Source organism: Paraburkholderia lebeckiae, assembly GCF_014201005.1.
Classification (GTDB): domain Bacteria; phylum Pseudomonadota; class Gammaproteobacteria; order Burkholderiales; family Burkholderiaceae; genus Paraburkholderia; species Paraburkholderia tuberum.
In genome coordinates this window covers 298,698-316,558 of the sequence record NZ_JACHDK010000004.1, presented here as the reverse complement: position 1 = coordinate 316,558, position 17,861 = coordinate 298,698, and the positions used below count along the sequence as shown (strand labels likewise).

Annotated in this window: 16 protein-coding genes and 1 pseudogene; 12 read left to right on the top strand and 5 right to left on the bottom strand. The window is 63.3% G+C overall.

What is annotated here, in order from left to right; translation table 11 throughout:
* Window positions 1–278 precede the first annotated feature (278 nt).
* Entirely contained in the window at window positions 279–1,610 is a 1,332-nt protein-coding gene (locus HDG39_RS10650; protein WP_184005697.1) for an NRAMP family divalent metal transporter, read from the top strand.
* 86 nt (window positions 1,611–1,696) lie between these two features.
* Here the strand turns inward: HDG39_RS10650 and HDG39_RS10645 are convergent.
* From HDG39_RS10645 to HDG39_RS10630, 4 genes and pseudogenes are all read right to left on the bottom strand, one after another.
* Window positions 1,697–1,924, bottom strand: a pseudogene (locus HDG39_RS10645) (acetylornithine deacetylase); the annotation flags it as partial.
* A complete protein-coding gene (locus tag HDG39_RS10640; protein ID WP_184005695.1) occupies window positions 1,917–2,594 on the bottom strand; it encodes a DUF1028 domain-containing protein in 678 nt (225 codons plus the stop codon). The gene HDG39_RS10640 and the pseudogene HDG39_RS10645, both read right to left, overlap by 8 nt.
* 10 nt (window positions 2,595–2,604) lie before the next feature.
* The gene (locus HDG39_RS10635; RefSeq protein ID WP_184005693.1) at window positions 2,605–3,036 is read right to left on the bottom strand and encodes a RidA family protein; all 432 of its coding nucleotides are present in this window, start codon (window positions 3,034–3,036) and stop codon (window positions 2,605–2,607) included.
* Window positions 3,036–4,394, bottom strand: coding sequence for a flavin-containing monooxygenase (locus tag HDG39_RS10630; RefSeq protein WP_184005691.1), 1,359 nt, complete (start codon window positions 4,392–4,394; stop codon window positions 3,036–3,038). The genes HDG39_RS10635 and HDG39_RS10630 overlap by 1 nt, the downstream gene beginning before the upstream one ends.
* A 178-nt stretch (window positions 4,395–4,572) precedes the next feature.
* Between HDG39_RS10630 and HDG39_RS10625 the strand changes: the two genes are divergently transcribed.
* The 7 genes from HDG39_RS10625 to HDG39_RS10595 all read left to right on the top strand — a co-directional run bounded on the left by HDG39_RS10625 (window position 4,573) and on the right by HDG39_RS10595 (window position 11,919).
* Window positions 4,573–5,496, top strand: a complete 924-nt coding sequence (locus HDG39_RS10625) for a LysR family transcriptional regulator (RefSeq protein ID WP_184005689.1) — start codon at window positions 4,573–4,575, stop codon at window positions 5,494–5,496.
* 124 nt (window positions 5,497–5,620) lie between these two features.
* Complete coding sequence (locus HDG39_RS10620; protein ID WP_184005687.1) at window positions 5,621–6,772, top strand: SRPBCC family protein; 1,152 nt, start codon at window positions 5,621–5,623, stop codon at window positions 6,770–6,772.
* Window positions 6,773–6,815: 43 nt separating this feature from the next.
* Entirely contained in the window at window positions 6,816–8,021 is a 1,206-nt protein-coding gene (locus HDG39_RS10615) for an ABC transporter ATP-binding protein (RefSeq protein ID WP_184005685.1), read from the top strand.
* A 2-nt stretch (window positions 8,022–8,023) separates the two neighbouring features.
* Window positions 8,024–9,079 carry an ABC transporter substrate-binding protein gene (locus HDG39_RS10610; RefSeq protein WP_184005683.1) on the top strand — a complete coding sequence of 352 codons (1,056 nt, stop codon included), beginning with the start codon at window positions 8,024–8,026 and terminating at the stop codon, window positions 9,077–9,079.
* 39 nt (window positions 9,080–9,118) lie between these two features.
* Window positions 9,119–10,375 (top strand): ABC transporter permease, encoded by a 1,257-nt coding sequence (locus tag HDG39_RS10605; RefSeq protein ID WP_184005681.1) that lies wholly within the window; start codon window positions 9,119–9,121, stop codon window positions 10,373–10,375.
* 35 nt (window positions 10,376–10,410) lie between these two features.
* Window positions 10,411–11,238, top strand: coding sequence for an ABC transporter permease (locus HDG39_RS10600; RefSeq protein WP_184005679.1), 828 nt, complete (start codon window positions 10,411–10,413; stop codon window positions 11,236–11,238).
* A 231-nt stretch (window positions 11,239–11,469) separates the two neighbouring features.
* On the top strand, window positions 11,470–11,919 hold the full coding sequence (locus HDG39_RS10595; RefSeq protein WP_184005677.1) for an SET domain-containing protein: 450 nt from the start codon (window positions 11,470–11,472) through the stop codon (window positions 11,917–11,919).
* A gap of 156 nt (window positions 11,920–12,075) precedes the next feature.
* Here the strand turns inward: HDG39_RS10595 and HDG39_RS10590 are convergent, their stop codons facing one another.
* On the bottom strand, window positions 12,076–12,852 hold the full coding sequence (locus tag HDG39_RS10590) for a maleate cis-trans isomerase family protein (RefSeq protein WP_184005675.1): 777 nt from the start codon (window positions 12,850–12,852) through the stop codon (window positions 12,076–12,078).
* A gap of 383 nt (window positions 12,853–13,235) precedes the next feature.
* On the opposite strand from HDG39_RS10590, the gene HDG39_RS10585 reads away from it, so the two are divergent.
* The 4 genes from HDG39_RS10585 to HDG39_RS10570 are packed head-to-tail and all read left to right on the top strand — an operon-like array spanning window position 13,236 to window position 17,828.
* The gene (locus tag HDG39_RS10585) at window positions 13,236–14,372 is read left to right on the top strand and encodes a branched-chain amino acid ABC transporter substrate-binding protein (RefSeq protein ID WP_260327684.1); all 1,137 of its coding nucleotides are present in this window, start codon (window positions 13,236–13,238) and stop codon (window positions 14,370–14,372) included.
* Window positions 14,373–14,397: 25 nt separating this feature from the next.
* Entirely contained in the window at window positions 14,398–15,297 is a 900-nt protein-coding gene (locus HDG39_RS10580) for a branched-chain amino acid ABC transporter permease (RefSeq protein WP_018422469.1), read from the top strand.
* Between the two features lie 3 nt (window positions 15,298–15,300).
* Entirely contained in the window at window positions 15,301–17,109 is a 1,809-nt protein-coding gene (locus HDG39_RS10575) for a branched-chain amino acid ABC transporter ATP-binding protein/permease (protein ID WP_184005671.1), read from the top strand.
* Window positions 17,097–17,828: an ABC transporter ATP-binding protein gene (locus tag HDG39_RS10570; RefSeq protein ID WP_184005670.1), complete on the top strand. Its 732-nt coding sequence runs from the start codon at window positions 17,097–17,099 to the stop codon at window positions 17,826–17,828. The genes HDG39_RS10575 and HDG39_RS10570 overlap by 13 nt, the downstream gene beginning before the upstream one ends.
* The last annotated feature ends 33 nt before the right edge of the window (window positions 17,829–17,861 follow it).

Sequence of the window (17,861 nt, the reverse complement as noted above, 5' to 3'; positions counted from 1 at the left end):
CGTTTCGATCGCCGCAGCGCGGAAAAGACGCCTGGGCATTGAGACTTCACTTGCGGGGAGCTATCGCGGAGACTGGTCGTTCGCTCGCCGCGGTCGACGAGCGTTTCGCGCTGGTCGGCGCGGGTTGAAGTTGTGACATTGTATCGTCAGCCTGCGGGAGCCCTGATAGCCGCCCCGATACCGTCACATCCGTCGACTACGTGAGCCGCGAAACGAATCGACGAAGGAACGTTTCGTGCGTGCGCTACAGCATCCCTGGTTTCCCGACGGTCAGGCGAATGCACTCTTCCCCCGACAGGAGCCCCGCGCCCCGGGCCGCACGAGGTGGTACGCAGGCTGCCTCGTCGCGGCCCGCCCGCTCGTGGGCCGCCGATCTCGGGCCGGGGCTGGCAAGTCTCGGCTGCGACAACGATCCCAGCGGTATCGCCACATATTCACTCGCGGGCGCGTGGTACGGCTACGACCTGCTGTGGACCTGCGTGCTGTCGTTTCCGTCGATGGTCGCGTTGCAACTGATCTCGGCGCATGTCGCCGCCGTCACCGGACATGGCCTGACGGCGAACATGCGCGCGCACTATTCGCCGGTGTTCTTCTATTTCGCGGTGGCGCGGTTCGTGATTGCGAACACGCTGAACATCGCCGTCAATGTGATGGCGATGGCCGCGGTCGTGCAACGCTTCACTCATGGGCCGCTTTGGTCGCTTGCCCTCGCATGCGGTTGCACGTCGATTGCGTTGCAGTGGTTCATTCCCTATGCGCGCTATGCGCAGGTGCTCAAATGGTTGATGCTGCCGATGCTCGCGTATGCCGGCGTGCTGCTGATCGTCGATGTGCCGTGGCACACGGTCGTGCTGCGCTCGCTCGTGCCGCACGTCGAGTGGAAAGAAGATTTCGTCACGATGCTGATGGCCGTGCTCGGTACGACGATGAGTCCCTATCTGCTTTTTTCGCAGGCCGAGCAGGAAGCACAGGAAGAACATCGACAGCACGAACAGCACGCGTCGCGGGGTGATCGACGTTCGTCAGAGCAGCTTCGCCGGTTGCGCATGCAGACCTTGACGCGCACCGGTTTATCGAGCGTGGCCGCATTGTGCATGATGATTGCGGCTGCGGCGACGCTGCATGGTGCACAGACGCGGCCCGGCGAGCCCACGGAGCTTTCCAGGGTGCTCGAACCGCTAGTGGATGGCTACGCCGGCACACTGCTTGGGCTTGCACTGATTGGCTCAGCGCTGCTCGCACTACCTTCGCTTGCGGGTTCCGCTGCGCAAGCGGTCGCGAGTTCGTTCGACTGGCCCCACGGCCAACGGCGTGATCGGCGCATTGCTGTTCTGCTCGTTGCGCTCGCGGGGCTCGGGACGCTGCTTGGCCTTGCGCTCGGCCTATGGCACGTCGACCCTGTCAAGGCGCTGTACTGGAGCGCCATCGTCAACGGTATGACGATTACGCCCGTGCTGGTGCTTCTGGTGCTGCTGGGTGCGAAACGAGAAGCGGTCGGCGAAATCGTCGCGCATTGGTCGTTACGCGCGCTCTGCTGGCTCGCGACCCTGGTCACCGGTGTGGTCGTAGTCGCGCACTTCGTGCTCGAAGTGGCGGAGCGCGTGTCCTGATGAACCCCTCACGCCCGATTTGCGCCGCAGACGCGCAGGCTACCTCACACTTTTGAGATGTTCAGCGAGGCGAGCGAACATTGCGTCACACCATCGGTATGCCCGGACAGCACGATGCCACCACGGTCTCGCGGACCGATCGTGGCGAACAGGTTAGCCTTGGTACGCTCGACGTTATGGAACAGCTCGCTGTCCACACCTGGATCCGCGCGGTATTGCTGCACGAAGCCGATCAGTTCCAGATTGGAGTCGCGGCTGACAGTCGCAAAACCGATCAGCCGCTCGAGCAGTGCACGGCTCGACAACTCACTCATCGCCGGGCACTCCGTAGCTCGGCGCCGCGGTTGGATTCAACGCGCGTGCGATGTAGTCCCGCATCTGCGGCCGATACGCTTGCCAAAGCGCGGCAAGTTTGCCGATCGGATCGTCGTCGGCCCAATCGACACGCAGATCGACGACTGGCCAGACGTGTGTATCGACGATCTTCAGAGCCGCCGAATGGACGGGCCCTGCTTCTCCGCCAGCTTCGACGGCCGCATGCATCGCGTGCAGCAGACGATCGGCGAGCGCGCCTTGTGCGCTCTCGAACGCTTTCACCATCGCGTCGATCACCGGCTTGCCGGCGAGCAGATTGCCCGCTGCCACACACTGATCTCCCGCGACGGCGTGATGCACGCCGAGTGCTTCCTTGCCGGTGAACATCGCGGTTCGCCCCTCACTGTCGACCACCGTCACCTGCCGGTATTCGCTCCATTCGCTCGCGCCTAGCGCCCGTTCGAGCGCCGTATCCGCCGCGATACGCTCGCTTTCCAGCAGATCGAGAATCTGCGGCCCGAGCGCGGGCAGCGTCACGTTCTGCGTCGCCACCGCCCCGACGCCCGCGCGCGCCCACGGACACCTCGCACCCACCGCAATGCTCGACGAACTGATCGCGATACCGAGCTGACCGGTCTTGCCACAACGTCCGACGATCGAGAATGTCATGGCTAGCTCCTCACGCCTGAGATGGCTTCCAGTTGTCCGGAATCACGGCGATCACGTCGATTTCCATCAGCCATTGCGGCTGGCCGAGCGCGCTGACGCACAGCCCCGTCGAAATCGGAAACACGCCCTTCAGCCACTTGCCGACTTCCTGATACACCGGCTCGCGATAACGAGGATCAGTGATGTAAGTCGTCGTTTTGACGATATGCGACAGGTCGCTGCCCGCTTCCTCGAGAAGTTGCTTGACGTTCTTCATCGCCTGCTCGGCCTGCGCGCCCGGATCGCCGAGACCGACCAGGTTGCCGTCGAAATCCGTACCGACCTGGCCGCGCACATAGACCGTATTGCCCGCGCGAACCGCCTGGCAAAGATCGTTATCGAGCGACTGGTTCGGGTACGTATCCTTCGTATTGAACATGCGGATGCGGGTATGCGTAGGCATCAGTTCACTCCCACTTCTTTGGTTTTCGGCGCGTGCGATTCGTCGCACGCGGTATCGGTTGGATTCGCGCCGTGCACGCCGCGCGCGTCCTGCCGACGCTGCGACGCGTCGCGATACGCGAGGTATTTGCGCTGCGTGACGATGTGATCGGCGATGTGCTTTGCGTCGTGCCAGACGCCCCAGATAAACGACGATGCGCGCCGCGACAACCACGGCAAGCCGAGGAAGTACACGCCCGGTTCCTTCGATACACCGCGCTGATGCTGCGGCTTGCCCTTATCGTCGAATGCGTTCACGTGCAGCCAGCTGAAATCGACGGCATAGCCGGTGGCCCAAATGATCGTGCTCACCCCCGCCTTCTGCAGATCCAGTTCCGGGAGCGGATGCGTCACGCACTCCGGGTCTGGTGGAATCAGGCGTGCGTCGGGGTCTTCAGGCAGGTCCACGCCGTTGCGCTCGACGTAGTCGTCGGCCGCGTCCAGTAGCGACATCAGGTTTTCGTCGCCACGCTTCAGATTGGCGGCGAGGTCCTGTTCGAAGGTCGCGACGCCATTCGCGAACGATTTCGTCGTGCCGACCAGCGTCATGCCCTGATGAGCGAGCCTGCGAAAATCGATGGTCTGGCCGCCATACGCGCCGCTGACGGCAATGGTCACATGCTCGCGTCCCGGCACGGCGACTTCCTTGTCCCATTCGCCGAGTACACCCAGCCACCAGCAGAAATCGCGACCGCGATAGGCGCGCGGCGGACGGTCATGCGCACCGACGGACAGATAAACCTTGCGGCCCGCGCGTTGCAGTTCGTCCGCGATCTGCACGCCGGACGAACCCGCGCCAACCACGAGCACCGCGCCTTCGGGCAGCTGCGCCGGGTTCCGATAGTGGGCTGAATGAAGCTGCGTGAGCTCGACGTCCTGTGGCGCGATGGGGGGAATGACGGGCCGCTGGAACGGACCCGTCGCTACGACCACGCGACGGGCTTCGATCGTGCCATCGGACGTTGCGACCGCAAATCCTGCCCGGCCCTTCAGACGCTCGACGCTCGTGACTTCGACGCCCGTGCGGATCGGCGCATCGAACTTGCGCGCATAGGCCTCGAAGTAATCAGCGACCTGATCCTTGGCGGCGAACCCATCAGGATCGAGTCCTTCGAACTCCATATTAGGGAAGCGGTCGTGCCAGGCGGGACCATTGGCGACCAGTGAATCCCAGCGGCAGGTACGCCAGCGTTCGGCAATGCGGTCGCGCTCCAGCACGAGATGAGGCACGCCGAGTTTGCTCAGGTGTTCGCTCATTGCCACGCCAGCCTGACCCGCGCCTATGACCAGCGTGTCGATCGACAATTTTTCAGCCGACATGGCCTTCTCCTTCTGAAAAGCGCTCTGGATTCAGGTCACTCTCTCTCTTCGGTCGGACAGAATGTACGCCGCGCAGCGGGCAACAAAAACTATATTTTAAAAATGCTTTGCATCGTTTTTCGCTATGCAATCGACAATTGGCGAGCGACAATCGGTTCGACCGAACACGGAGCAACTGATGGACGGCAACTCGATACGCTACTCGTTGCGTCAGCTCAGGTATTTTGTCGTCACGGCCGAGACGCTTTCGTTCACGGCCGCGGCAAAGCGTCTGCACATTTCGCAGCCGTCTATCTCGACCTCGCTCGCGGATCTGGAGGAATCGTTCGGCGTCCAACTGTTCATCCGCCATCACGCCAGCGGGCTGTCGCTCACGCAACCGGGCCGCGATCTGCTCGGCCACGCTCGCAATCTGCTTCAGAACGCCGAAGAATTGCAGCTGACCGCGAAGGAAATCGACGGCGGCATGTCGGGCTCCATCTCGCTGGGCTGCATGGTGTCGCTGGCTCCGCCGCTGATGCCAGGCATCATCAGCCGCTTCGTGCAGGACTATCCGGCGGTCACCTTCCGTACGACGGAAGCGCATCAGGACACGCTTTTGAGCGGCCTGCGCGACGGCTCGCTCGATATCGCGCTGACCTACAGCCTCGATATCACCGATGGAATCGCGTTTACCCCGCTGCTTTCGCTGCCACCGTATGTCATCCTGCCTAAAACACACAGGCTTGCACGGGCCCGCAAAGTGTCGCTGGCCGATCTGCTGCCCGAGCCCTATGTGATGCTGGACCTGCCGCATAGCCGCGAGTACTTCTCCGCGCTGTTCGACGCAGTCGGCAGCCGCCCTACCGCGGCTTTCCGGTCGTCACAGCCTGAAGTGGTGCGTGGCATGGTTGCCAACGGCTTGGGTTACAGCATACTCAACTTCCCGCTGAAGTCGACCCGAACAGTGGACGGCGAAGACTTCGTGATTAAACATTTCAAGGAAAGCGTCAACGCGACGACGCTTGGCATCGCACTATCGGGCGCCGTCAAGCCGCGTGAGGTTGTGAAGCGCTTCTCGGCATTCTGTGAAACGTACATTCGGCGCCTCCACATCGGCTAGCGGCCTGGAAAGCGTCCCGGCATAGGCTTGAGCTATGCAGTGCATGCAAAAACAATATTTTACCTAGCAATTTGGATTGTTAGATTGGTGCTCATCGGATGCACACACTGATGGGGGGGGCCCTATGTCAGCCATTCTTCAGTCGACGGACACTGAGCTCGACATCGTTCGCGCCCTGCGCGAGAACTGCGAGCGTCCGTTCGGGGACGCACACGCCATGCCGCCGGCCGTCTACACGTCGGAGGCGTTTCTCGCGCTCGAACGGCGCGACGTGTTTCGCAACGAGTGGTTGTGCGTGGGCCGCGCGAGCGCGCTCGCACAGAGCGGCGACTATCTGACCGCGCAAATCGACGACCAGCCGGTGTTCGTGCTGCGCGATGCGAGCGGTGCGTTGCGCGCATTCTCGAATGTTTGCCTGCACCGGATGTCGGTATTGCTTGAAGGGCGCGGCAACGTGCGCCGGATCGTGTGCCCCTATCACGCATGGAACTACACGCTCGATGGTTCGCTCGCGGGCGCGCCGTTGATGGATCGGCAGCCGGGCTTTTGCAAGGAACAATACAAGCTGCCCGCCGTGCGCTGCGAGACGTGGCAAGGCTGGATCTACGTAACGCTCAACCCGCACGCGCCTTCGGTGGAATCACATTTGTCCGGGCTGACGAAGCTGATCGAGCCGTACGGCATGAGCAACTACGTCGAGACCTTCGACGAAGAGCACGTGTGGGACACCAACTGGAAGATCCTCGCGGAAAATTTCATGGAGAGCTACCACCTGCCGATGCTGCATCGCGCAACGGTCGGACCGCACTCGAAGCTCGAAGAAATGGAATGTCCGCCCGGTTTCCCCGCGTTCAACTATCACTGGATCACCAAGGAAGCATCACTGCCGATCGGCAACGTGCATCCCGCCAACACGCGCCTGCAAGGGCACTGGCGCCGCACCACCGCGCTGCTGGCGATCTACCCGACACACCTGATCACGCTGACGCCCGGCTACTTCTGGTATCTGATCCTGCAGCCGCGGGGCGTCGGCCGCGTGCATATCCGCTTCGGCGGCGGCCTCGCGCCGGATTTCGTCGACGATCCGCGGGCCGCCGATTACATGGCTACGCTGAAGACCCTGCTCGACGAAGTCAACGCCGAGGACCGGCGCGGCGTCGAGGCCGTGTTTCGCGGCGTGCACGCGCCACTCGCGAAGCCTGGCCATCTGAGCCCTCTGGAGCGGCCGAATTACGACTTCGCCCGCTATCTGGCGGGACGCCTGGGCGCGACGTGATTTGCCGCCCCACGTGGACCGCCAACACTCTGCCGAGTTACCCATGTCAAGCCAACCATTTATTTCGTTCGACGGCGTCAGCAAGTCATACGACGGCGTGCATAGCGTCGTCGAGGGACTCGATCTCGATGTCGCGCACGGTGAATTCGTTTCGCTGCTCGGTCCGTCCGGTTCCGGCAAGACCACGACACTGATGATGCTCGCGGGATTCGAAGCGCCGACGCGCGGCGAAATCCGCCTCGGCGGCAAGCGTCTGGACGACAAGCCACCCCATCGGCGCGATATCGGCATGGTGTTTCAGAACTATGCGCTGTTCCCGCACATGACGATTGCCGAGAACGTCGCGTTTCCGCTGTCCGTGCGCAGGGTAAGCCGAAGCGAACAGAAAACGCGCGTGACGCGCGTGCTGGACATGGTGGAGTTATCGCATCTGGCGGCACGGCGTCCGTCGCAACTGTCCGGTGGCCAGCAGCAGCGCGTTGCGCTTGCCCGCGCGCTGGTTTTCGAGCCGAGCGTGGTGCTGATGGACGAGCCCCTTGGCGCGCTCGACAAGCGCCTGCGTGAAACCATGCAATACGAAATCATGCGGCTGCATCGCGAACTGTCGCTGACGATCGTCTACGTGACCCACGACCAGAACGAAGCGTTGACGATGTCGGACCGCGTCGCCGTGTTTTCCGATGGACGCATCCAGCAGGCCGCCGCACCGACCGAACTCTACGAAAACGCGGCGAATGCGTTCGTTGCCAATTTCGTCGGCGAGAACAATGGACTGACCGGTCGCGTCAATTCCGGCGGCGGGGAATGGGCTGCGATGCAGCTGGCCGACGGCAGCACCGTGTGCGGACGACCAGGCGCGGGGCTCGCGTCGGGCGACACGGCAGTGCTGGCGCTGCGTCCCGAGCGCGCGCACATCGCGGCGACGCCGGACGCCGTGCAGGAAGCGACCCGGCAGAACATGAACGTCGTGCACGCGCTCGTCGAGGAACTCGTCTACTGCGGCGATCATCATCGCGTGCATTTGAAGCTCGGTCATGGCGAAAGCATGGTGGTCAAGGTGCCGAACACACAGCACCATGATCTGCCCGCACTAGGCCGTCAGACCGCCGTGACCTGGCGGCGCGACGACTGCAAGGTGCTGCCCGCAATGGCGGCCGCGCCGCAATCCGCCGCCGCGTCCGGCGGCGCCGACTATTCCGCTGTTGCCGTTCCCTCGTCCGCCTCGCCACTTATCGCAGGAGCCAACTAGAAATGAAGACCACACTCTCGTTATTCCGGACCACATTCGCGGCGTGCGCGCTCGGGGTGTTTGCCACGGCCACGGTTCACGCGGCCGATACGATTTCCGTCGTCACCTTTGGCGGTGCGTACGAAGCCGCCGCGAAAAAGGCATGGTTCGAACCGTTCACCGCGAAAACCGGCGACCAGTTCTCCACCGAGTCCTACGATGGCGGCCTTGCCAAGCTGCAAGCGATGGAACAGTCGAAGAACCCGACCTGGGATCTGATCGACCTCGAAACCAACGACGCAATCACCGCGTGCGACGAAGGCCTGATCGCCAAGTTCGACAAAAAGGCGCTCGGCAACACCAGCGATTTCCTGCCGGGGTCGATCAGTGACTGCGCCGTCAGCGCGATGGTGTGGTCCACCGTCTATGCGTACGACACCAGCAAACTGAAATCCGCGCCTACTACCATCAACGACTTCTTCGACCTCAACAAGTACCCGGGCAAGCGCGGCATGCGCAAATCGCCGAAGGTCGCGATGGAATGGGCGTTGATAGCCGATGGCGTGGCGCCCAAGGACGTGTACAAGACGCTCTCCACGCCGGCTGGCGTCGATCGCGCGTTCAAGAAGCTCGACACGATCAAGCCGAGCATCGTCTGGTGGGAGGCGGGTGCGCAGGCGCCGCAACTGCTCGCCGACGGCGCGGTCGTGATGACGCAGGCGTACAACGGCCGCATCGACGACGCCGTGCACAAGGACAAGAAGCCCTTCAAGATCGTCTGGGATGCACAGGTGTACGACTACGAATGGTGGGCCGTGGTCAACGGCGCGAAGCATGCCGACGCGGCGCGGAAGTTCATCATCGCATCCTCGACACCGCAGGCCTATGCGGACCTGTCGAAGTACATCGCCTACGCGCCGCCGCGCAAGGACGCCATTCCGCTGATCGACAAGGCGCGTCTGAACGATCTGCCGACGGCACCGGAGAACTTCAAGCGTCCGCTGCAAATCAACGCGACGTTCTGGGCCGATAACGCGGACGCGATCAACAAGCGGTTCCAGAACTGGCTGACGCAGTAGCGCCAAGTCGAACGAACGTCACCAGAGAGATCGAGCACGATGAACACGCCGCTGCCATCCACTGCCTCTTTTGGCCGCGATCCGCAGGCCGCGAACCGCGAGTCGTTCCGCGCCGCGCGCCGCAAGGCCGCGATGCGCGCCTTGTTGCTGGCTTTGCCGTTGCTCATCTTTCTGCTGGTGACGTTCGTCGCGCCGATCGCGAGCCTGCTCGCGCGCAGCGTGCGAAACCCTGAAGTGCGCGCCGGCATGCCGCAGTTGAGCGCGGCGCTGGCCGGATGGGACGGTGCGGGCGTACCCGGCGAACCGGCCTTTGCCGCACTCGCGCACGACCTGAAGGACGCCAGCGAATCCGGCCAGCTCGGCAATATCGCGCGGCGCATGAACTTCTATCAACCGGAGTTCCGCAGCCTGCTCTTCAAGACGGCGCGTGCCACACGTTCGGAAACACCCGCGCAATGGAAGCCCGCCCTGATCGATCTGGACGAACGCTGGAACGCACCGGAAACCTGGCGTCTGCTCAAGCGTGCGTCGATCTCGCCCACGCCCGACTATTTGCTGAACGCCGTCGACGCGCAAGTCGCGCCTGATGGCTCGGTGACGTCCGTCGCGGCGGACAGTGCCATCTTCCGCGCGGCCTTCGGACGCACCGTTACGATAAGTGCGACGGTCACGCTGCTGTGCCTGGTGCTGGGTTATCCCGTGGCGTATCTGCTCGCGACACTGCCGGAGAACCAGAGCAACCGGCTGATTCTCTTCGTGATCGTACCGTTCTGGACCTCGCTGCTGGTGCGGACCACCGCGTGGTACGTGCTGCTGCAACCAGGTGGTGTAATCAACAGCGCGTTGCTCCGCTTTGGGCTCATCAATCATCCGTTGCCGCTGATTTTCAATCGCACGGGCGTGTTGATCGGCATGACACATATCCTGCTGCCGTACATGATCCTCGCGATCTTTTCGGTGATGAAAGGTGTCCCGCCCGTGTACATGCGCGCGGCGAAATCCCTCGGCGCGCATCCGGCTGTGGCCTTCGTGCGAGTGTATATTCCGCAAACGCTGCCGGGTGTCGGCGCGGGATGTTTTCTCGTGTTCGTGCTCGCGCTCGGTTATTACATCACCCCCGCCCTGCTAGGCGGCGCCGGCGACGAAATGATCAGCCAGCTGATCGCGTCGCAGACCAACGATCGGCTCAACTGGGGACTCGCGGGTGCGCTGTCGTGCTATCTGATCGCATTCACGGCGGTGTTCTATTTCATCTTCAACCGGCTGGTCGGTATCGACCGCTTGCGCTTCGGCTAACGCGCCGCGCAACCGACGCTAACAGGCAGACTCAGATGAAAGACGGACGAACCCGGCTACTCTCGGAACGCATCGCGGGCGCGGGACTACGTGTGCATTGCGCGCTCATTTTCTTTTTCCTCGTCGCGCCGATCCTCGCGATCGTGCCGCTGTCGTTCAACTCCGGCTCGTTTTTCTCCTACCCGATGCAGGGCTTCTCGCTGCGCTGGTACGCGCAGGCGCTGAGTTCGCCGGACTGGCAACGCGCGTTTGCCAACAGCATCGGCATCGGCGCGGCGTCGACGCTGATCGCGACGGTGCTCGGCACGCTCGCCGCGCTCGGCTTGAGCCGCACGCAGTTTCCTTACCGCTCGATCATCATGCCGATCATCGTGTCGCCGATGATCGTGCCTATCGTTGTCGTCGCGGCAGGGTTTTATCTGGTCTTTTCGCCGCTCGGCCTGGTCAATTCGTATCTCGGCGTCGTGCTTGCGCATGCCGCGCTCGGTACGCCCTTCGTGGTGATCACCGTGACGGCTTCGCTGCTGTCGTTCGATCAAAGCCTGCTTCGGGCTGCGTCGGGCCTGGGCGCGCAGCCGTGGGTCGCGTTTCGTCGCGTCACGCTCCCGCTGATCACGCCCGCCGTCGCGACGGGCAGTGTGTTCGCATTCGCGACGTCGTTCGACGAAGTGATCGTCATTCTGTTCATTGGCGGCCCCGAGCAGCGCACCGTGCCGCGACAGATGTGGAGTGGCATCCGTGACCAGATCGACCCGTCGATCCTTGCCGTGGCCACACTGCTGATGGCGTTCGCCATCGCCCTGTTCGCCTGCATGAACTGGTTGCGCAAGCGCGCAGCGGCGGCCAGCCGCTCGTTTGCCTGAGCCGACTGTTGTGCCAGCGTGGTGCCTTGGACATGCGACTTGATGAGCTCACTCTAACCGTCGACCGTTGCCAGCCTCGTTGCGGCAAAGCCGGAACCCTTGGCGCGGCCCGTCCTTGGCCGTTAGTTGCGCTTTTAAAAAGAAAAATATTGAGCGCCTGAGTGTGTGGCGATATGCTTCGCATCGCCGCTAAACCACATGCAACGACCGAGAGTTGAAGGAAACTACAACATGCGATTGCGACGCATCACCGCACGACGCTCACCAGTGCATGGCATGGGACTGTTCGCCCTGCAGCCGATCGCCGCGGGCGAACGGGTGATCGAGTACAAGGGGGAAGTGACCAGCTGGCGGCGCGCCGCCGCCCGCCAGCGAGCCGACGCGGGCCACACGTTCGTGTTTGGGCTGTCCGACGGACGAGTGATCGACGGCAGCCGCGGCGGCAACAGCGCCCGCTTTCTGAACCATGCGTGCGCCCCCAACTGCGAGGCCATCGAAACGGGCGATCGGGTGTTCATTCATGCGCTCGCCACGATCGCGCCCGGGGAGGAGCTTTTCATCAACTACGGTCTGTCAGTGGACGGCGCGGTCACCGACGACATTCGCGCCCAGTACGCGTGTCATTGCGGCGCGCCGGCATGTCGTCGAACCATGCTGGGAAATGACGGGCAGTCGTCGTAGTCCTGCCGCCGCGCAGACGCTTCGATGAGCGATACCTGCGGCGGTTCATCCGACGCCTACCGCGTCTGTGGCGCGCGTCGATGTCTGGAACATGGCCTCGGCGTCGATCGCCGCATGGTCGCCCCGTCGCGCTGCGTCGCGTTTCAAGGTACAACGTCACAGCGCAAACAGCCGCCCAAGATGAGGCTCGCAATCTCCCACGCCGGCGAGCCGCAACGCGTGCCACGCCATCGCGTAGTTGCTCGATATCACCGGCTTGCCGATCGCCGCCTCCAGCTCCGGAATCAACCCGGCGATGCGCAAGCTCGTGCACGATACGAAAATCGCGTCCACGTCACGATTGCGCGCGAGTCGCTCAACACCAGTTCGCAATGACGCCGCATCGATCCGCGCCACTTCGTTATCGTTCGCATGCTCGAACGACGCCATGCGCGTAATGCCGTGCCCACGCGACTCGATATAGTCGCGCATGTATTCGTTGATCGAACGCACATAGGGAGTAAGCAGGGCCGTACGTTGGACGCCTAGTGCGCGAAGCGCCGCCAGCGCCGCGGTGATCGGCGTAGTGCACGCGGCGTCCGCACGCGCTTCGCGAATCCGCGCGAACACCTTTTCCTCCCCAATCACCATCGACGCGGACGTGCAGCCAAACGCCACCACATCGATACGCTCGGCCGGACGGATCAGCGCGACCGCCGGTGCAATACGGTCCTCCATTTCCGCTAGCCGTTCGGGCGTGATGTCCGCCGAGTTATACACACGGCTTTCGTAAAACGCCACGCCGTCCTGCGTCAGCAAGCCCCGCCACTCATGCTCGATCGTATGATCGGTGGCGAGCACCACGAGCCCAATCGCGGCACGACGGCAGACGCCGTCGTCCAGGGTGAAATCGAGCTTCGTGTACACGTCGTCATGCTGTGCAATCGCACTCATTTCGGAGTCGTCCTGTCATGTCGCTTTCGGGCCCGCGAGTCTCTGTCGTCACTGCCTCTTAAAGGTAGAGGATTGCCGCCGCCTTTGTGTAACGGTTTATACGCAAATACCCTATACCGTCCCAACGCACACCGGCTTCTATCATGAAAGAAGCGCTTTAGTGTCAGTGTCAGCGCTCCGGTGAAACCAGCAGTCACGCCGTTGACCTGGTGGGTATGAATCACACGCAATCGCCCCATTTCCGTCCGCATTCTGATGTCACCGGTATACCCGGGTGGCGGATCGTCCGATCCCTCTCACAATAAGGAGTCGCTAACATGTTTGCTCAGACGATTGGCTGGTCCGGTGCAGAGCGAGGCTCGCGGCAAACGACCTTTGCGGGCATGGCGGCCGCCGTGGCCCTGCTTGTCGGCATGGCTCCCGGTTCGGCGCTAAGCCAGGGCGCCACCATCAAGATCGGCGTGCCCGTCCCGCTGTCGGGCAGCAGTGCCAACGCCGGCACGGATATTGTCAATGGCGCGAAGCTCGCCGCCGCCAGAATCAACGCGGCCGGTGGCGTGCTCGGCAAGCAGATCGAGCTGGTGCCCGAGGACGACGCCTGTGACGCGCAGACCGCGGTGCAGGCGGCACAGAAACTCGTCGATGCGGGCGTTGTCGCGGTAGCGGGCGGATATTGCTCCAGCGCGGCGCTGCCGGAATCGACAACCTTTCATCGCGCCGGGATTCCCTACGTGCTGGATGCGTCGACGAATCCGCAACTGACCGAGATGGGGTACGACAACGTGTTCCGCACGATCGGCCGTGACGACCAGCAGGGCCCATTCGCGGCAAGCTTCATGAAAGACGTTCTGCACGCGAAGCACGTGGCGGTGATCGACGACAACACGACCTATTCCAAAGGCCTCGCCCAGAACACCGTGCAAGCCCTGAAGAAGGGCGGTGTCGATGTCGTGTACGCCAATTCGATCACGCCCGGACAGATGGACTATTCACCGACGCTCACGCGGGTCTCCTCACTGAAGCCTGACGTGATCTACTACACAGGCTATTTCTCCGAAGCCGGCCTGCTGGTCAAGGAGGCGCGGCAACTGGGTCTGAAAATGACCTTCATGGGCGGCGACGCCACCAATGACCCCACCCTGATGAAGACGGCTGGTCCCGCCGCCGACGGCATGATCATCACGACGGCACCGCTCGCGCAGTTCCTGAGCGGCGCGCACGCCTACGTCGATGACTATACGAAGGCTTACGGGCAAGCGCCGGGACCGTATTCGGTCTATGAATACGATGCTGTCGGAGTCACGGCGAAAGCCATCGCGGACGCAAAATCGGCACAGCCTGCCGCGATCACGGCTGCTCTGCACAAGATCTCGAACTACCCGGGCGCGACCGGAACGATTGCCTTCAATCCGAAGGGGGACCGCAGTAAAGCCGTGTACATCACCATCATCGTGCACAACGACAACTTCGAGCCCTACCAGCGGCAGGATGCGAGCGGACATTGGGTGGCGATGAAGTAGGCGTCATTACGCGCGCGCCCCCGTCATGAGCGACTTCTTCCAGTTCGTCATCGAAGGGCTGACGACCGGCTCGTTCTACGCGCTCGTCGCCCTCGGCTACACGATGGTCTACGGAATCATCCGGCTGATCAACTTCGCTCATGGCGACCTGTTCATGGTCGGCGCGTTCATCGGCTGGACCGGTCTGATGGTTCTTGCATCCGCGCATCTGCCGCTCGCCCTGGCACTGCTGATCGCCCTTGTGGCCGCAATGACGGTCACAGGCGCGCTCGGCCTGCTGATCGAGCGGCTCGCGTATCAGCCGTTGCTGCGCGCGCCGCGGCTGTCGATTCTGATTACGGCGCTGGGGGTCTCGCTGGCGCTGCAAAATGGGGTGCTGCTGATCTACGGCGCGGGCTTTCGCACCTATCCGCACGTGCTGAGCCAGGCCGGCTTCGAACTCCACGGCGTGCAGATCACCTTCGCGCAGATCGGCATCATCGTGACGAGCCTGGCCCTGATGCTGGCACTGTATTTCTTCGTTCACCACACTTTCCTTGGCACCGCGATGCGCGCGCTGGCGATCGATCAGGACGCCGCGCGTCTGATGGGCATCGACGTCGAACGCCTGATCCAGCTCACCTTTCTGCTCGGCTCGGTGCTGGCCGCCGTGGCGGGCGTCATGGAGGGTCTTTACTACACGCAGATCAATTTCTTCATGGGCTTCGTGCTAGGCCTGCGCGCGTTCACCGCCGCCGTGCTTGGCGGCATCGGCAACATCCCGGGCGCGATGGCGGGCGGCATCCTGATTGGCCTGCTCGAAGCCTTCGGCGCGGGCTATGTCTCTTCGCAATGGACCGACGTGTTCGTCTTCGGCGTACTGATCGCCGTGCTCGTGATCAAGCCGACCGGGCTGTTCGGCGAACGCGTTGTCGAGAGAATGTAGTCCATGAGCGCCAGTCAGGCTTCCGCGCGTTGGGCCAAGCCTGTCGGCGGTGCGCTGCTGGCCGCCGCCGTGGCGCTGCCCGCGGTCGCCGGCAACTATGTCGTCGATGTCGGCCTGACCATCGTCACCTATTCGATCCTGGGTCTTGGGCTGAACATCGTAGTCGGTTATGCCGGATTGCTCGATCTGGGCTACGCGGCCTTCTTCGCGATCGGCGCATACACAACGGCGTTGCTGGAAACCCTGCTGCACTTCTCGTTCTGGGAGACGCTGCCGTTCAGTCTGGCGTTCGCCGGGGTATCGGGCATCGTCATCGGCTATCCCACCCTGCGCCTGCGCAGCGACTATCTGGCGATCGTCACGCTGGGGTTCGGCGAAATCACGCGTATCGTCGCCACCAATCTCGACATTACGGGCGGCCCGAACGGCATCTTCGGCATCGCGAGCCCGAGCCTGTTCGGTTTCGAGATCAGTTCGCCGCTAGCGCTTTACGAACTGGGCATGGCGTTCCTCGTGCTGGTGCTGGTGTTCGCCATCCGGCTCGGCCAGTCGCGGCTGGGCCGCGCCTGGACCAGCATCCGCGAGGACGAGGCAGCTGCCGAGGCCGTCGGCGTGCCGACGCTGCGCGTCAAGCTGCTTGCCTATGTGATGGGCGCGCTGATCGGCGGCCTGGGCGGCAGCCTGTTCGCCGCCCGCTTCGGCACCATCGATCCGACCGGCTTCACCTATCTGCAGTCCGTCACGATCCTGATTGTCGTCGTGCTCGGCGGCCGGGGCAGCATTCCCGGTGTGCTCCTCGGCGCCATCATCGTCGCCGGCCTGCCGGAGATTCTGCGTTTTCTCAACCTCTGGCGCATCTTCGCTTTCGCGATCGGGCTCGTGATCCTGATGCTGCTAAGGCCGCAGGGGTTGTGGCCAGCGCCGTTGCGCCGCGTCGCGCCGCCGCGCAAGGGCGCTGACGCCGATCGCGTCGCTGTGCCCGATCACGCCGTCACCGATGAGATCCTGCTGGAGGTGCGCGACATGCAGCGCCGATTCGGTGGCGTGCTGGCGGTCGGCGGTGTCAGCTTCATGGTGCGGAGCGGCGAGATCGTGAGCCTGATCGGTCCGAACGGCGCCGGCAAGACCACCGTGTTCAACTGCCTGACCGGCGTCATCCGCCCGACTGGCGGCGAGATCGTCTGGTGCGGGGAACGGCTTGCCGGCGGCGCGCCTCATCGCATCGTCCATCAAGGCATGGCGCGCACCTTCCAGGGCATCCGCCTATTCGGCCACATGACGGCCTTCGAAAACGTCCTGACCGGCATGGACCATCGGCTTCGGACACCGCTCGCAGCCGAGCTTCTGGCGTTGCCGTCCGCGCGCGCCGAGGCGGCGGACCATTCCACCGAAGGCCTGCGCTGGCTCGCCTTCGTCGGTCTTGCCGGCAGGGCGGGCGAGCGCGCCGCCGATCTGCCCTACGGCGACCAACGCAGGCTGGAGATCGCCCGTGCGCTCGCCAGCAGCCCTCGCCTCCTGCTGCTCGATGAGCCGGCTGCAGGCATGAACCCGACCGAGAAACGCGCGCTGATGGAACTGATCCGGCGGATCCGGGATCATGGCGTGACGGTGCTGCTGATCGAGCACGACATGATGCTGGTGATGGGCGTGTCGGACCGGATCATCGTGATGGACCACGGCGTCATCATCGCCGAGGGCCAGCCCGCCGCGATTCAGGCGGACCCGCGTGTGATCGATGCCTATCTCGGCACAGCCGAAAAGGACGAGGCGAGCGACGATACCGCCGGGGAGAAATCGCTGTGGGACTCCTAGAAATCCGCGATCTGCGTGTGAGCTATGGGACGGTCGAAGTGCTGCACGGCATCTCGCTGGACGTCGCAGAGGGCGAGATCGTCGCGTTGCTCGGCAGCAACGGCGCGGGAAAAACGACCACACTGCGGGCGATTTCCGGATTGATCCGGCCGCGCGCGGGCGACATTGCAATGGCTGGCCAGCGCCTGAAGGGCTTGCGCGCACACCAGATCGTGGCGCTGGGTCTGGGTCATGTGCCAGAGGGGCGGCGCATTTTCGGGGCGCTGACGGTGGAGGAAAATCTGCATCTCGGCGGCTATCTGATCCGGCGCGACAGTGCGGCATTGCAACAGCGAAGGGATCAGCTCTATGCGACTTTCCCCCGGCTCGGCGAGCGACGCAGCCAGCTCGCAGGCACGCTCAGCGGCGGCGAACAGCAGATGCTGGCGATTGCCCGTGCCCTGATGCTGCGCCCGCGTATCGTGGTGCTGGACGAACCGTCGATGGGACTCGCGCCGAAGCTGGTCCGCGCGATCTTCGGCATGATCGCCGACATTTGCCGCGAAGGCACCTCGATTCTCCTCGTCGAGCAGAACGCCCGCCAGGCGTTGCGGATCGCTCATCGGGCTTACGTGCTGGAAAGTGGGCACATTGCGCTCGCGGGGTCCGCCCGCGAGCTGGCTCAGGATAGCCGGGTCCGCGCTGCCTATCTGGGCGGCAGTGCCATCTCGGCAGAGTAACCCGCCAACTGGGCAATCGACATTGGCTGAAAC

Excerpts from the sequence above, each read along its gene's own strand:
- HDG39_RS10650 (WP_184005697.1), top strand. The coding sequence starts at position 279 with ATGCACTCTTCCCCCGACAGGAGCCCCGCGCCCCGGGCCGCACGAGGT.
- HDG39_RS10640 (WP_184005695.1), bottom strand. The coding sequence starts at position 2,594 with ATGACATTCTCGATCGTCGGACGTTGTGGCAAGACCGGTCAGCTCGGT.
- HDG39_RS10635 (WP_184005693.1), bottom strand. The coding sequence starts at position 3,036 with ATGCCTACGCATACCCGCATCCGCATGTTCAATACGAAGGATACGTAC.
- HDG39_RS10630 (WP_184005691.1), bottom strand. The coding sequence starts at position 4,394 with ATGTCGGCTGAAAAATTGTCGATCGACACGCTGGTCATAGGCGCGGGT.
- HDG39_RS10625 (WP_184005689.1), top strand. The coding sequence starts at position 4,573 with ATGGACGGCAACTCGATACGCTACTCGTTGCGTCAGCTCAGGTATTTT.
- HDG39_RS10620 (WP_184005687.1), top strand. The coding sequence starts at position 5,621 with ATGTCAGCCATTCTTCAGTCGACGGACACTGAGCTCGACATCGTTCGC.
- HDG39_RS10615 (WP_184005685.1), top strand. The coding sequence starts at position 6,816 with ATGTCAAGCCAACCATTTATTTCGTTCGACGGCGTCAGCAAGTCATAC.
- HDG39_RS10610 (WP_184005683.1), top strand. The coding sequence starts at position 8,024 with ATGAAGACCACACTCTCGTTATTCCGGACCACATTCGCGGCGTGCGCG.
- HDG39_RS10605 (WP_184005681.1), top strand. The coding sequence starts at position 9,119 with ATGAACACGCCGCTGCCATCCACTGCCTCTTTTGGCCGCGATCCGCAG.
- HDG39_RS10600 (WP_184005679.1), top strand. The coding sequence starts at position 10,411 with ATGAAAGACGGACGAACCCGGCTACTCTCGGAACGCATCGCGGGCGCG.
- HDG39_RS10595 (WP_184005677.1), top strand. The coding sequence starts at position 11,470 with ATGCGATTGCGACGCATCACCGCACGACGCTCACCAGTGCATGGCATG.
- HDG39_RS10590 (WP_184005675.1), bottom strand. The coding sequence starts at position 12,852 with ATGAGTGCGATTGCACAGCATGACGACGTGTACACGAAGCTCGATTTC.
- HDG39_RS10585 (WP_260327684.1), top strand. The coding sequence starts at position 13,236 with ATGGCGGCCGCCGTGGCCCTGCTTGTCGGCATGGCTCCCGGTTCGGCG.
- HDG39_RS10580 (WP_018422469.1), top strand. The coding sequence starts at position 14,398 with ATGAGCGACTTCTTCCAGTTCGTCATCGAAGGGCTGACGACCGGCTCG.
- HDG39_RS10575 (WP_184005671.1), top strand. The coding sequence starts at position 15,301 with ATGAGCGCCAGTCAGGCTTCCGCGCGTTGGGCCAAGCCTGTCGGCGGT.